Annotated in this window: 10 protein-coding genes and 1 pseudogene; 2 read left to right on the plus strand and 9 right to left on the minus strand. The window is 52.0% G+C overall.

The genetic code is table 11. The features are described 5' to 3' along the window. Positions 1–134: 134 nt before the first annotated feature. From J0L72_08515 to J0L72_08555, 9 genes and pseudogenes are all read right to left on the minus strand, one after another. Positions 135–1,817 (minus strand): hypothetical protein, encoded by a 1,683-nt coding sequence (locus tag J0L72_08515; GenBank protein MBN8690821.1) that lies wholly within the window; start codon positions 1,815–1,817, stop codon positions 135–137. A 662-nt stretch (positions 1,818–2,479) separates the two neighbouring features. Then, positions 2,480–3,067: a DUF305 domain-containing protein gene (locus J0L72_08520; protein ID MBN8690822.1), complete on the minus strand. Its 588-nt coding sequence runs from the start codon at positions 3,065–3,067 to the stop codon at positions 2,480–2,482. A 40-nt stretch (positions 3,068–3,107) separates the two neighbouring features. Continuing rightward, entirely contained in the window at positions 3,108–3,401 is a 294-nt protein-coding gene (locus tag J0L72_08525; protein ID MBN8690823.1) for a hypothetical protein, read from the minus strand. 206 nt (positions 3,402–3,607) lie between these two features. Continuing rightward, positions 3,608–6,283 carry an AAA family ATPase gene (locus J0L72_08530; GenBank protein ID MBN8690824.1) on the minus strand — a complete coding sequence of 892 codons (2,676 nt, stop codon included), beginning with the start codon at positions 6,281–6,283 and terminating at the stop codon, positions 3,608–3,610. After that, positions 6,283–9,327, minus strand: a complete 3,045-nt coding sequence (locus J0L72_08535) for a type I restriction endonuclease subunit R (protein ID MBN8690825.1) — start codon at positions 9,325–9,327, stop codon at positions 6,283–6,285. The genes J0L72_08530 and J0L72_08535 overlap by 1 nt, the downstream gene beginning before the upstream one ends. Next, positions 9,324–9,833, minus strand: coding sequence for a restriction endonuclease subunit S (locus J0L72_08540; GenBank protein ID MBN8690826.1), 510 nt, complete (start codon positions 9,831–9,833; stop codon positions 9,324–9,326). The genes J0L72_08535 and J0L72_08540 overlap by 4 nt, the downstream gene beginning before the upstream one ends. 235 nt (positions 9,834–10,068) lie before the next feature. Continuing rightward, positions 10,069–10,656, minus strand: a pseudogene (locus J0L72_08545) (restriction endonuclease subunit S). Then, on the minus strand, positions 10,653–11,711 hold the full coding sequence (locus tag J0L72_08550) for a virulence RhuM family protein (GenBank protein MBN8690827.1): 1,059 nt from the start codon (positions 11,709–11,711) through the stop codon (positions 10,653–10,655). The pseudogene J0L72_08545 and the gene J0L72_08550 overlap by 4 nt, the downstream one beginning before the upstream one ends. After that, on the minus strand, positions 11,708–13,279 hold the full coding sequence (locus J0L72_08555; protein MBN8690828.1) for a type I restriction-modification system subunit M: 1,572 nt from the start codon (positions 13,277–13,279) through the stop codon (positions 11,708–11,710). Before J0L72_08555 ends, J0L72_08550 begins: the two co-directional genes overlap by 4 nt. 190 nt (positions 13,280–13,469) lie before the next feature. Here J0L72_08555 and J0L72_08560 point away from each other — a divergent pair, with 190 nt between their 5' ends. Next, the gene (locus J0L72_08560) at positions 13,470–13,649 is read left to right on the plus strand and encodes a hypothetical protein (GenBank protein MBN8690829.1); all 180 of its coding nucleotides are present in this window, start codon (positions 13,470–13,472) and stop codon (positions 13,647–13,649) included. Positions 13,650–13,772: 123 nt separating this feature from the next. Further along, positions 13,773–15,188, plus strand: coding sequence for a hypothetical protein (locus J0L72_08565; GenBank protein ID MBN8690830.1), 1,416 nt, complete (start codon positions 13,773–13,775; stop codon positions 15,186–15,188). Positions 15,189–15,390 lie beyond the last annotated feature (202 nt).

Genomic DNA, 15,390 nt, shown 5'->3' on the forward strand with positions numbered 1-15,390 from the left:
TTTGGATCGGCATCGTTTAGCCCCGCAGCCGCAGTTTGGACGTCCAGCCCCGCCGACGTTAAGTCGTCGTAGAATGAGCCAGATGTACGCTGCACCTGCGAGTACCAGTAAGAACACGCTGCCCCAGTTCGCCACTACTTCACCTCGATAGCAAAGCCGAGAGTTCGTACTGAGCCGCGCCAGTCAAACTGGGCGTAGACCTTGTATAGACCGGGTTTGGGAAATCGACCAGTGAAGCGCATCACGCCTCGTTTCACGAGTGCTTCGCTCTCCGAATCTTCGGCGGGATGACTGTGGACCACGGTTTGCCCATCTTGATGAAAGATCATCATGTGGCCAGCCGCACCAAGCCACTTGACTGTATCCGTTGCGGGAGCACCTGACTTATCATCGAAGAGCTTCACTTCAACGATTGCTTTCTTGCCGACTTCGATGGGCTCAAGCGTGCCAAGTTCGCCACGAAGTCCGCCATCTTGGGCAGTTCGGGTGAGGGTTAGTTTGGTATCCCAAGTGGGTTTGTCCCCATGAACGCTCACCTTGGCGATCAGCACCCTGGAACCTTTTCCGGTTGGAGCGACATCTCCGTAAACCCAGTAGTCGCCACCGGCTGGAAACGTGATGGGAATCTCCCATGTTCCGTCTTCTGTCATTTCAGGATGTTCGTGGATGAACCAATTCAGGTCACGACTGGCAATGAGAAGATGGAACAGCTTTTCATGCGCGATATCGAAGTCACGTTGAGTAGTGCCAGCTTTGACATCGATCACTCTCATGCGAAGCTTGGTTGGCTGACCCGCCATCGCATGCGTGGGCCAGTCGACTACGTCAAGGCGGTAGGGTTGCGGCCTGCTTGCATTGGCAGGACGCTCGTCTTTGACATCCACTAAGAAGCTGATGGTCTTCTTGCCTTCGCCCGGAATATCCAAGGCTAAGTCAATCTTGTAGTCCCCGCCATGGGGGAAATACAACTCGATTCCGTAATCGCCCGGCACTCCTTCGCGATGAACGTTAGGCTTGGCCTCTGGCATGCCTTGCATACTCGGCATCGTCATGACGGCGGTGGCTGAGATGCCTCCAACGCCTTTGAATCCCTCTTCGATGGGATCCTTGGAAGTTGTATCGACGACCCGAAATTCGACATCAATCTCCTCACCCGCAAACAGGCCATCTTCAGGAACCCGAAGTTCGGCCTCGAATTTCTCGAACTTCACCTTGGTAACCGTGTCCGCACTCGGGGCTTCAGGAGTTGAAGCTCTTTGCTTCAGCACGGACGGCACTTTCACGTACGCGAGTGCCGCTGCGGTGAGATACTTGCGAGGGTTCTTTTCAAACGGATCACCACAACCTTCACAGCACATGTACCAACGAACCCCGTCGAAATCGACGTAGTCACTTGCTTTTGCATATGTTGAGACGGCTTCCTTGCCCACGGGGCAATAAAGTGCCTCATTTTTGGGCACGGCTGAGAATTGGGAAGGAGACTTGGCGAAGGCGGTAGCTGACTCCGCCGACGCGAAATAGTACCGAATGCCGTTGTGATCCTTTGTTGAAACAGCCTTGTTCGGTTCAATTCGCTTTCGTGTTACGGGGTCGAAGAAGAACGATCCGATGGTATTTCCAGCTTTCCTCTGGGTCTCGATAAACTTGTCGGGGGCTTTCGCAAAGTTGCCTTCGCAGCCGGGGCAGCAGAAGCCAAACTGGGCTCCTTGATACTCGACGAATGTTGTATTTGATGCGACAGCACCGCCCATGACCGGGCACTTGAGTGATTGTGCCTGACCGAGCAGCACCGCCGACAAGGCGATGATGGTAATCATTGGTTTTCCTGTGTTTCTGAGATGAGACTTGCGTCAAACGACGAACAGCCACGCTGAAATCAAGTTCAGCGGGCTCGACTAAGCAAGTAACACAGGCGGGGCTCGCCCCAACCAGACGGAATGCGATCTTTGAGCAGGTGGCCCTGAGTCAGTTCCACGTATGCCGGGCTGGCGCAGTGAAGAAAGCTGAGGCGCGAGAGAAATCAGTTCTGGCGGCAGTAACGCCGCGAAGGGCAGGAAAGAAGATTGCGAGGATGTCGAAGCAATTGCAACTGGTGAACCGCGATTTTCCGACGGAGCCGAAATGCTGCAATCGCAGGAGCTTTTCTTTGCGGAGAACGACCCGTTTGCTGACGCCGTATGTGAGCCACACGGCTCCGGCCCAAGAGTTGCTTCGATATGACAGCTCTGGACGCTTGAATCAATAGGTGAGACCTGCGTTCGACAGCACGGCATGTCGCAATCTGAATGCTTCAGGAACATTCCAGCAAGCGCACTGGAGGGCACTTGGGCCAGAGCCAGTACCAGAGCAACGACAATTTGAATCAGTGCTCCCTTGCTTCGCATACTCACCAGAACAGAATTTACCCGGAAAAAGTTCCCGCCATCAAAATTGGAGCCGCGCACAGATTCCGATTCTGGCGTTCTGAGTCAGATGTATCCTAGTGCATTGAGTGATCTACCGCATTCGGTGTCTGCCCGTACTTGCTCTGAAGCCACGAGGTCAACGTTCTGATCTCGGCTTCTTGATCTCGGATTATGTTCGCGGCCAAGGTGCGAAGCTCGGGTCGCTCCGCAAACGTCGCCAGCTCTCGGGCCATGAGAACCGCATGCTCGTGGTGTCCAATCATGTCTGCGACGAAGCGTGCTTCAGCATCCTTCGGACTCAAGTTCTGTAGTGGTCGCATCATCGCCTTGTATTTCCCATCGTCGCGGTATTCGGCTTCGTACCACTGAGCGTACCAAGTTTTCATCTCCGTAATCTCTGCTTCCTGTGCTCGAATGATGTTTGATGCGAGTGTTCTGACATCAGGATCGACTACGACCGAAAGGAGCTCCTCGGAACTCGTGACAGCCTCTTGATGGTGTGGGATCATTCCGTGGATAAAGTCTCGCTCAGATGCAACAAACTCGGGTTTGGGATTAATCTGACCTTGAGAATCGTCTCGTATTGCCATAGTCCCTCGGTAAGCCAAGAAGACTGCAACCAAGACAATGAACGCAAACAGCACCAGGTGACGTGGGTTCATAGGTTTAAGTTAGGATATCTACTTTGCCAAAAGAGTTGTCCTAGCCATAAATGATTCGTTGGACACTTTGGAGCCATTCCAGAATTGGCACGTGAGGTGTCTCGTAGGCTAGGATCGAAAGTCTGCCTTGCAGATCGAAATCATGTCCAATGATTCGTGCCCAAGATGTCAGATTGATGCAGGTTGCTACCTGGAGTAAGTGATTGACCGGTACAGTGCTCTCGCTAATGTACTGTAGAGCACAATCCGGGCTCGCCTCGTGGTGAACTTGCACAAGTTCACTTTTAAATGGCAACAGAGCGAAGAGCCCGAAAAGGAGGTAGCGCAACTTCACTTTTCCAGTCTAACAAATAATCACAGAATCATGGCGGCCCCGGAGAGATTCGAACTCCCGACTCACTCCTTAGGACTGACATTTTTTAGGTTCAACGAGGCTGAATGTTTGTCCGTCGTTGAACCTAATCGACCGTCGTCTTCCACCGCGTTGGAGAGACCTTGGAGAGACCAAGTGGAGCGACAATCCGATTGACTCACCTCGTTCTACCACCCCTGCCTTGCCTTCAGCAATGCAACGTCTTTATCGCTCTTCCTGCGTTCAAGACAGCTAAGTACCGCGTGTTGGGTCTCGGGCGTCCAGTAGATCTTTAGATGCTTCCTAGTGCGCGTGATAGCAGTGTAGAGGATATTGTGCGTGATGTCTTCTTCGTTTGCCTCGGTAACAACAACTTTCACCGAGTCATACTCAAGACCTTGAGCTTTATGAATAGAAACAGCATAGGCCACTTGGAACGGAACAACAGCATTGGACATATCATCATCGTCGTCTGTACTGCGAGCCTTGAGTACATCGAACTGGACCGACGATCCTCCTAAGTAACGAAGTTCAACACCATCTACATCGAGCTCTGTAACGGCTCGATCCAACTCGACCTCAAATTGAATTCGATCACCGAATGCTTGAACACCGGTGATGCGGCCCTTAAGGTTGTTGTAGATAAGCGGTTTGAACCTTGTGCTCTCGTTGAAGAGGACAGGGTCCCCAACCTTATAAGTCGCAACACCCCAACTCACAGATTTGCCAGCATTACTACTTTGCAAAAACCGATTAATATTATTGATCCCGTATAGACCATCGTAGTTAAGGCAAAGTGTGATCTCATCTTGATCTTTTGATGTAAACAGCGACTCGTCAAGTACCGTAGAATACTGGTTATGCGCGATGGACTCTTCAATACCGTCCTCTAAATTGCGAACCTTGCTCCAGAATCCGAGAAGCGCCTCACTATCTGTTCGAAAAGGCCTCGTCAACTCGAACACAGATTCTCTTGGTAAGAAGTGGCGTATGATACTGAACCAGTTACCGAATTGAATCGCTTCAATCTGAAACACGTCGCCTACGAGCACGAGGAGCTTAAATGAAGTATTTTCTAACACCTTTAAAAGGTCAGCGTTACTGACAGTGCTGCATTCATCTATTATCAAAATGTCGTACGCCTCACTCTTCGATTTTTGACTACTGACCGTTCGGAACCAAGTGTTTTGGGCAACGACCTTTCGCTTCAGGTTATCAACGGCGGGATTAGTGTGTGCCAGCAAGAGCTTCGTCCTGTCATTCAGATAGTTCGCGATGTAGTTAACCATCGTTGATTTACCTGTTCCTGCAGCGCCGTAAACTAGGGCGACACGAGACTTCTCAAAAAGTGACTTGAGTGCCGCCTTTTTTGCCACATCGTCAACAATTAGTGGTGTCTCGTCTAACCATCTATCAACTGCATCACCGTGTCCCCCAATGCCAGATCCAGCAAACTCTTGGAGCTTCCTTATAATGGACACTGTTCCCTCTTCGTACTCGCGAATGAACACATGCCCTTTGTCCATTATCATGAACCGATTCCCATGCCCCTTATATAACTTCCCGTTATAGGTAGCAATCAGTTGGTCAACTTCGCCAAACGACTCCAGTTCTGCAACAGGCGTGTAGAGAAGGCCATGCCTTTCAACGTTATTCTTCACACGCCGGACCAATAGTTCGTGAGTCCTCCCCGTAGCGTCAATGGAGGCGAAAAGATCAGAGAACCTGGGATTATGTTGCCGGAGAGATGTGCAGAACGGCATTTCATCAAACGGCTTGCACCCAGAAGACAGCTTCAAATTCGAGAGAAATCCACACTCTGCGGCTTCAGACTGAAGCTTAATTATTCGATTGTTCATCTGAAGTAGCAGGTATCGCAACACATTTGTTCCAGGAAGATGTTTGCGGATGATTTTCCGAGCTCGCTCCAGGGCAGGAAAGATGACTTGCTTCTGAGTCCCATTCAGAATCCGATCACGGAGTTCTAGGTATTGCGTGTCTGAGATATCCATTAAGTTCAGTAGGCTGCCCTCGGTTGCCGTAAGATATTGCATCAGGGAGCGATACTCCTTATCTCCTGAACCTACATTGATGTCTTGACCTAAAATCTTGGCAAAGTTGATCAACTCACAAGGACGGATTGAAACTTCCCATTTCTGAATAATCCAAATGGGCATCGTGAACCCCAAGACTTCGATAGACTCCTGGACGAGCGTTAGGTTTGCGGAGTACTGCTCAGTGATGTCGATTGAAGTAAAGGCAATGAGTCGGTCAAATTTGCTCGTGTTGTTGACCGCTGCGGTGAAGGTGACCTCGTAGAAAATGCGTCCGTTTATGAAGAATGGACGGACTTTATGTATATAGTAGCGATCGTGTCTGGCATCCGGTTTGGCAGGTCCAACGAAATCGATGCGCTCAGCGATTTTGCGGTGATATTCATGTAGTGAAGGGTCAAGGTCTACTGGGAAAGATTCAAGATTGTGCAGAATCTCAAACCCAAAGACTTCTCTCGTCAGCGTGCGGATTCTTAACAAATACTCGAAATATTTGAGCATTAACCGCTCCGATGGGTCTCCTTCAAGGGTGTAATGAGAGGAACTCATCTGTAACAGCCTGTGGAATCTGTGAAGGAAGTTGATCTGCTTCTTTCCGGATCCGACCCAGTCCATAGCCGGCCCCACGAGCGCATATTCAAACTCATGGTTGCCATCACGGCGGTGGAGCCGAACAGCGACCGCTTCGACGAGATTTCGTAGCTGGGCAAGAATGTTCTGAGATAGCAATGCCCGGTCAGCAGACAGCTTTTCGATGTTAGTGCAGATAACCACACTAGCGCTGGCGATTTGATTATCGATAGATGCCACTATTCATCTCCATTTTGCCCATGGCGCGAAACCAACCCCAAGAACCGCTCAAAGAACGCAATGAGCTTCGCCAAAACCCGCTGCTTCTTCTGCCCGTGCCCACCGTCCGAGGAGAACCGGCTGGTCGGCGGCATGACCTTCGTGATAGCAGTTCCCGTGGAACGAATCACGCCGTCGCGGAAGGCTGATTCCACAAAAGCACGGGTTTCCTCGGGCTTTAAGCTCTCTTCTTCAATGATCTGACCAAGCTCCTCTTCGCGCTTTCGGTCAACAAATGCTCGCCACTCTGCATCGAGCTCACCTGATGCAGAGACCGAGTCTACGAAGTTCTCGATGAGGTCTTTCTTGTTCCTGAGGGTTGGCGAGGAATCGACTGCTCTCGTGATCTGGGCACGAATCTCCACATCATCGCCGTTGCCCTTCGCTTCGCGGAACTTCGCGACAAGCATCAAAATGAAGTCAACGTTGATCTCGACCTGTTTGATCAGCTCGATCTCAAAGACGATGTCGTCGAGAATTTGCTCCTTGTCCGAGTCCTTGCCGGAGCGGAAGTCAGCGTAGATATCGAGGTAGATGCTTCGGTAGTCCTGACCTTCTCGGTCTGAGAGGACTGCGTTGCCTTCGAACTCGTCGAACGAAGTGAGAATGTTCTGGAGCCGGAGAATCGAGCCAAAGAGAGTTACGAACTCCTTTTGAGCCTGTTCACCCACAATCCGTTCATCGAGCGGGAATTTAGCGAGAAGCTCCTGCACTTTGGCTTCGTAGTCAGCAAAGTAGTCTCCATACGGCTTGAGAATGGCGATGCCCCGAGCTTCCTTGTTGCCAAAGAGCGAGAGCGCATCGTTCGTCTCCGCCTCAAGGTCACGGAAGCTAATGATGTTCCCGTACGCTTTCACCGAATTGAGAATACGGTTCGTACGGGAGTAGGCCTGGAGCAGACCATGGGCGCGAAGTTGCTTATCCACAAAGAGCGTGTTCAATGTGGTCGCATCGAAGCCGGTGAGGAACATGTTGACCACGATCACAAGGTCAATCTTTCGCTCCTTGAGATTTAGGGAAAGGTCTTTGTAGTAGTTCTGAAACTTGTCCGCTGATGTATCGAAGGACGTGCCGAACATCCCGTTGTAGTCTTTGATTGCCTCGTCAAGAAAGTCACGGGCCGCACCAGAGAGGTGGTTGGTCTCAAACTCCTCTTCCTCAAGTGCTCCGTCTTCAACGGCTTCATTCGCGGCGTACGAAAAGTTAATTCCTACCTTCAGCTGCTTATCAGGAACTAGCCCGGCTTGCTGACGTTTGAACTCTCCGTAGTAGGTCCGGGCTGCGTCGATTGATGCGGTGGCAAAGAGCGCGTTGAAGCCTCGCAAACGACGCTCTCCAAGGGAGTACGTGCTAGTTCGCTTCGTCTTCTGATCGAAGTGTTCCAGGATGTAGCTGGTCACCAAGCCGATTCGTTCTGAAGCAAGGAGTGCCCGTTCGGTGTCAATGGCTGAGACCTTCTTATCCAAAACGTCTCCCATCTTCACCGTGTTCACGTAGTCGATCCGGAACGGAAGGACGTTCTTGTCAGTAATCGCATCGACGATGGTGTAGGTATGGAGCTTTTCCCCAAAAGCCTGTTCGGTCGTCTTGAGGTTCGGGTTTCCGCCACTCGACATGTTCTCGGTGAAGATCGGGGTTCCGGTGAAGCCAAAGAGGTTGTACCGCTTGAAGGCGCGGGTGATCGCCGTGTGCATATCACCGAATTGAGAGCGGTGACACTCATCAAAGATCACCACGATGTGACCGCCAAAGACTTCATGTCCCTTATTGGCGTTAATGAAGTTGGCGAGCTTCTGGATCGTCGTGATGATGATCCGCGCATTCTTGTCCTCAAGCTGTCGCTTCAGAACTGCCGTGGAGGTGTTGGAGTTGGCTGCACCTTTTTCGAAGCGGTCGTACTCGCGCATCGTCTGGTAGTCGAGGTCTTTGCGGTCCACCACAAAGAGCACTTTGTCCACGCTCGGCATCTTGCTCGCAAGTTGAGCGGTCTTAAACGAAGTAAGCGTCTTGCCTGATCCAGTGGTGTGCCAAACGTAACCTCCTGCTCGCACCGAGCCTAGCCATTTCATGTTCGACGCCACCTCTATTCGCTGGAGGATTCGTTCGGTTGCGGCGATTTGGTACGGACGCATCACGAGGAGCATCCGATCTGCTGTGAGGACGCAGTATCGAGTGAGGATATTCAGCAGGGTGTGCTTCGCAAAAAACGTCTTGGCGAAAGCACTCAGTTCCTGAATCGGCTTGTTCTGCGAGTCGGCCCACCACGATGTGAACTCAAACGAGTTGGAGGTCTTCTTGATCTTCTTCGTTCCGGCAGCATCGGCAATGTGCTGGCGGCGGGTGGTGTTGCTGTAATACTTGGTCAGCGTTCCGTTGCTGATCACGAAAAGCTGGACGTACTCAAACAGGCCCGAACCAGCCCAGAAAGAGTCTCGCTGGTAGCGGTCGATCTGGTTGAAGGCTTCGCGGATGTCCACCCCGCGTCGCTTCAGTTCGATGTGAACCATCGGCAAGCCATTGACCAAAACTGTCACGTCGAACCGAGTGGCGCGTGTCCCGGCGGTCTCATACTGGTTGATAACCTGCAACCGGTTGTTGTGGATATTCTGTTTGTCGATCAGCTTGATGTTCTTGGTCGTGCCATCGTCGCGATGGAGAAGCTGAACCGAGTCCTCCTGGATGCGAATTGTCTTTTCAGCAATGCCGTCGTTCTGCCCGGCGATGTTACTTTCAAAGAATCGCTTCCATTCGGCGAGGCTAAACTTCACATCATTCAGAGCCTCTAGCTGAGCCTGTAGGTTTGCGACGAGCTGCTCTTCTGAGGTGAACTTGAGGTAATCGTAGGCTTGCCCCTCTAAAATCCTGATGAGTTCCTTTTCCAGAGCGTCTTCACTCTGGTAGCTCGTCTCACGAACTTTCGATTCTGGGATGTACTGCGCAACGACCGTGCTCTCGTTGGAAACAGCAATCGGATCGTAGTTGTAAGGCGCTCGATCCTCGCTCATGCGGTCGCCTCCTGGAAAGTTAGGAGCTTGTCACGGTAATACTCGTACTGCTGGCGGCGGGCGTTGAGTTCGGCAGGAAGACCTGAGCTGAGATCGTTCACGAGGGCATCGAACTTATCTAGTAAATCAGCAATCCGCTTCTGCTCTTCAATCGGCGGGACGGGCACGAGTACTTCAGCCAAGTTGCCGACTGCCAAACCAGGCTGAGCGCCAGATGATTTAAACTTGTTTAAGTTCATGGACGTAAGCATGTAGTACGCAAAATCGACATCCATGGCGTCAGAAGGCTCCGTAACTACAGCATGTTCAGTCGCGTAAAACTCACCCGACGCTCTCTTTACATTTCCGCAGAGTGCGCCTTGCCGTCCGATCAGCAGGTACTTCCCGGTGTGACTTGCCGATCTTCCATAACCGCGTAGTCCATTCCCCCCATAGACTGGAAATCGCGATTCACTAGACTTCGCAGAAGCGATGGCTGTCGCGGAAAGATGTTGTCCAGCTTTCATGCTAAATATCTCGCTCATTTTCGCCCATCTGATCCGTCTTGTTGATTGATTGATTGATTGATTGATTGATTGATTGATTGATTGATTGCTCGGCGAAGGTCAATAACTGGTCACGGTAGAAGGTATACTGAAGTCGTCGAGCCTCCAGCTCAGCCTCCAGCTCAGCCTCCAGCTCAGCCTCCAGCTCAGCCTCCAGCTCAGCCTCCAGCTCAGCCTCCAGCTCAGCCTCCAGCTCAGCCTCCAGCTCAGCCTCCAGCTCAGCCTCCAGCTTACTGAAGGTATCGAGCACTTTCGCTATTTCTCGCTGAACTTCAATTGGCGGCACGGGAATCCGAACCTTCAAAAACCTTCCTTTGGAGATGTTGATTCGAGTTACTCCACTTGACGCTCGTTCAATTTGTTTGCGAATTAGGCTCGACCGAAAAAGGTATTTGCTAAACCCTGGCTCGATTAACTGAGAATCCCTAAATCGTAGACAAAAGCAGAAGCTATTGAGATAGAGAGGCTCTACCGGCTCTGTCGTTACAACGGACGACATGCCAACCTCTTCGGCTGTTTCTGAACTGCCTGTAAACAAGACATCGCCAAGGCGCAACCTGTTTTGACGTTCAGTAACTGTTACTTTTACGAAGTCTGGAGCCAACTGATTGACGGCAAGGTTAGCAAAAATGTTTTTGTAGCTCACATAGCGAGCATTTCCATCGGTAAAGTCTGCCTTTGATTTGCCACTCAATCCGGCGACTGTATCAGCAACATCCGACAGGGTCACGAAGGCGACACCTTCAGGGCAATGATTCTTGATCAGGCGTTCAATACTGCTCATTCCGAGTCCTCCATTTCACTTTTCTTACCAGCTTCCAGAAAGCGGTCAAAGTCACTCTGGAAAATCCGATCCTGGACAATCCTGTACTTCTCGAACTCCGTTTCCGCGTGGAGCTTGGCTTGCTCGTGGCTAATCCGCCCTGGCCCGGTGAGTACCTCGCGCTCGTTGAATTCCAGGAACCCATCGAGCCGCTTGGCCCAATCCTCCATCGACATGGGAATCTTTCGCTTAGCTTGGTCCTCGGCGTAGTCGAGGTACATGGAGACGATCCGCTCCATGTGTTCCATCTCCTCATCGTTTAGGTAGTTCTTGGCAATCGAGACGTCAGACTTGACGATTTTTCCCACGGGAGCGGACTCCCACGTCGTGAGACCCATGTGCTCTTTCTCGGCGTCTGCCCGTTCGATGATGAGTTCGGCGGCAGTGTGGCGGTGAACTGCCCAGTGCATCTTGTTTTGCACCAGAGCGAAAAAGAGTTTGGTTGTTTGGGCCGCCTGGTCGTAGTCAAAGGCAGAAGCGTAGAGGTCGGTGACTTTTTGGTAGAACTTCCGCTCCGACAGACGGATTTCTCGGATAAGCTGGAGTTGTCGGTCGAAGTATTCGTCCGTGAACATGTGCCCCTTCTTGAGGCGATCCACGTCCATGACCCATCCCTGGATGGTGTAGAGCTTCACAATCTGACCAGCCCACTTTCGGAACTGCACCGCGCGTTCGTTCTCGATCTTGAACCCGACTGCGATGATCGCTTGCAGACTGTAGAGCTTGGTGTTGTAGGCCTTGCCGTCGGCGGCAGTTATCAAATGCTGTTTGATAACTGAAGATTCTTCGAGCTCGTGATCAGCGATAATCCGAAGCAAGTGGTGGTTTACGGTTTGCACCGTGACGCCGTAGAGGGTCGCCATCATCTTTTGAGTCAACCAGAGGTTCTCTTCTAGATAGAGCAGCTCGGTAGATTCAGATTCGCCGCCAACCGATGCGATGAATGTCAGGTATTCCGCCGCCGAAGCGCGCATTTTATCCATGTCCTGCTTCGGCTTTTCGGGCTTGTCGCTCATGCTGGACTCCCTTCGAGGTCGGCTACGATGGCGTCAATTTGGGTGCGTAGCTCAGATTGGCGAGCCACGATACCTGCGATTCTCGCGTTGAGGGCCGTGATGTCGATGGCTTCGCTCGTATCTTCCTTCTCCACGTAGCTGGAGACCGAAATGTTGTAGTTGTTCTCCTCGATGTCTGCCGCTGTGACCAACCTCGTGAAGTGCTCCTCAGTCTGACGGGCGTTGAACGCATCGAGAATTCTCTGCTGATGCTCAGGAAGGAGCCTGTTCTTGTTTCCCACACGCTGAAAGAGTGCGGAGGCGTCGATGAAGAGAATTGCGTTATCCTTCTTCGACTTTTTGAGGACGATGACGCACGTGGCAATTGGTGTCCCGAAGAACAGGTCGGGCGGAAGCTGAATGACAGTGTCGATGTAGTTGTTGTCGATCAGGTACTTGCGAATCTTCTGCTCGGCCCCGCTCCGATACAGGACACCGGGGAACTCAACGATTGCGGCGGTCCCGTTGACGGCAAGCCAATGGAGCATGTGCATTGTGAACGCAAGGTCGGCGGCTTTCTTTGGAGCGAGCACACCGGCTGGTGCGAACCGTGGATCGTTGATCAGGAGCGGATTAGCGTCTCCGTCCCATTTGATTGAGTAGGGTGGGTTGGAAACAATCGCTTCAAACGGTTCATCATCCCAGTGGAGCGGATCAGTCAGGGTGTCGCCGTGTGCGATGTGGAACTTCTCGTAGTTCACGTCATGCAGGAACATGTTGATCCGAGCCAGGTTGTACGTCGTCAGGTTGATTTCCTGCCCATAGAAGCCTTGGCGAACGTTTTCCTTGCCGAGCACTTTGGCGAACTGGAGCAAAAGTGACCCGGAACCTACAGCGGGGTCATACACCTTATTGACCTGAGTCTTGCCAGCCACGGCGATCTTCGCCAAAACCTCGGAGACTTCCTGCGGGGTGAAGAATTCACCTCCCGACTTTCCGGCTTGAGAGGCGTACATGGTCATCAAGAATTCGTACGCATCACCGAAGAGGTCAATCGAGTTGTCTTCGTAGTTGCCGAGCGGTAGGTCTCCGATGGCATCTAAGAGTTTTACGAGCTTCTCGTTGCGCTTTGCCACCGTTGGCCCGAGCTTTGCACTGTTTATATCAAGGTCATCGAACAGACCCTTCAGGTCATCTTCGCTCTCCGTCCCTACAGCCGAGCCTTCGATGTTGTTGAAGACTCTTTCAAGGGTCTCATTGAGGTTTTCGTCACTCTTGGCTCGTTTGCGGACGTTTACGAATAGCTCAGACGGCAGAATGTAGAACCCTTTCTCAGCAACCGTTTCGGTGCGCCCAAGCTCCGCATCCTTGTCGGACAGTTCGGCGTAGTTGAAATCTACTTCGCCAGCCTCCTTTTCGAGCTTATTGATGTAAGAAGACAGGTTCTCGGAGATGAACCGATAAAAAAGCATCCCGAGTACGTAAGACTTGAAATCCCAACCATCCACCGAGCCACGAAGATCATTGGCGATTCGCCAGATGGTCTTGTGAATCTCCGCCCTCTGAGTCTCGCTTGTGGTTGGCGGCATCAGACCCTAGCCGCTCCTGGAGGAGAGCCGTTTAGCCGGTGACTGCCTTCAAATGAAATCATAATTCTAGCTTCATTTTGACCCATTTGCCGGGTGCTCACATGGTAGCGAGATGCAAATGGGTTAGAAAGGCCTTCGCACGTTTGAAGTTACTTTTGGTTTGAGCTGAGAATGAACCAAGAATGGGCGCATGCCCCGTTGCTACCTGTGCTCCAAACTGATCCCGGTCGAGGAACGTCCATTGCGGCGGCGGGTTCGTGTTGGCGAGATCGAGAAGAAGAAGTACGGCGCGGAGCGAGCCAGGTTCGTGCAGAGCCAGTACGGGATGAGGGTCGTCTGCAAGTCGTGTGCGGCGTTCCAAGATCGCTAGGCGCGGCAGAGGGAGCTTCATGAGCTTCACATGTTTCTGACGGCGGTCGTGGTGATCGGATTGGTCTCTCTGACTCTGTGGATACGCTGAAAAGACCCCGCTGGTGGTGCGGGGTTTTGGTGGGTGTCAGTTGGAGTCGTACTTGACTCCTCGGATATAGTCGGCGGCCTTTTGTGCCTGGGCGGCGGCAATCACGACGGCCTTGGGACCAACTACGCATACTGGCGACTCCTGGAGTTTCTCCTCTTCGGTACATGGGTCGATGAAATCACCGGCAAACTGGTGCTGAGCGCCAAGCAAGCCGCATATCTCACCGGAAACGAACGCAAGTGGCTCAGCCACCGTTTCGCTTTGCAACCTCTGCTCGACGACTTCTCCCGAGAAGTCTTTCCCTTGGACACGGAGGGAATTGTCTTTAACCATTACTTCTTAGCTAACCGGGCTGGCCAGGTTGTAACCGACATTCCAGATTGGTTGTTGAGCGCGGCCAGCGCCGAACGACGGAGCACAGGTGGAAAGCGCGTCGAGTTCTCGACGGGTAGGGACTGGACGCCGAGAGAGTCTGCAAAAGTGTTGAAGTCGTTGAGAGAAGAAGCGACTATTGCGGCCGTCACGGCCGGTTGTGCCGAGACCCAGCGCCTCCTTTCCTACTTGAACAGCCTCGCTCCGAACACCTTTGTGAAGATTCGAAAACGCGTTCCCCAAGCACATGTGGTAGCCGATGCGGTCGAAGCAGACGTCGAGCGGCAACATAACCTCCTTCAGGCCATCGAGCAAATGTGTCAACCCTTCTACAAGCCGGTTGAGAACTCGCCCCGTGCGTACACGCTCAACGAATCGTTCCCACGCCTAAAGCGGGAAGTTCGATGTGTCCTCACAGAGGGCTGGTTGAAGGCCGACTTAGCTTCTGCACAGCTTGCCATTGCAGCGCACATCTGGAAAGTACCCGTCGTCGTGGAATTCCTGGCGTCAGAGCAATCCATCTGGTTGGAACTACAGGCTTGGATGAAGACGACAGGTGACCCCGAATCGAAATCTAACCTGAAGGAAATGATGTATAGCCTGCTGTTCGGGATGTCGCGTAAGAACCTGAGCGCGAAAGCGAGAGGCATGTTTCCAGGGTACAAGCACCCTTGGCTACGCCTGAGGCGACATAATATTGTCGCAGCGATGTTGAAAGCGCGAGAGGACCAGTTTGAAGTGTTGCGGCGCACCGGCAAGACTGAGGATGCCTTTGGACGCACGCTGATTCTTCAGCCAAAGGGTCGGTCACACGGTAGCCACCAGCCAGATACTGCAAACCGTATCCTGGCCCAAGTTGCACAAAGTTGGGAACTCCGATTGATGTTGCCAATCCTAGACTTGGCCGAGGCTCATCGAGGTACGAACGGATTCACAGTCACCATGTGGCTTCACGATGGCGTATGTATCAACGTTCACGATGCTAGGCGCATCGAAGGTTGGAAGGAGAGAATATCCTCGGCAGTTGCAAAGCAAGCTGGTGAACTCGGAATTCCGACCAGATTAGTCTGGGAGTAGTTTCCTTATGAGATGCAATGCTGGTTCTGGTTCTACTTGAATCAGCATTGCTAATCTCTGATTTCCATTTGTTAGATTCAGTGATTTCATTTATCCATTCCCTCTGTTTGCTATGCTTCCAACCATTCTCTTTCCTTAATCTTCTAGCAGTTCCTTCAGATTCTCCAATAGCCCGTGACGGGCTTGCCCCTACCTACTTCTC

This window comes from Armatimonadota bacterium (assembly GCA_017303935.1).
Classification (GTDB): domain Bacteria; phylum Armatimonadota; class Fimbriimonadia; order Fimbriimonadales; family Fimbriimonadaceae; genus JAFLBD01.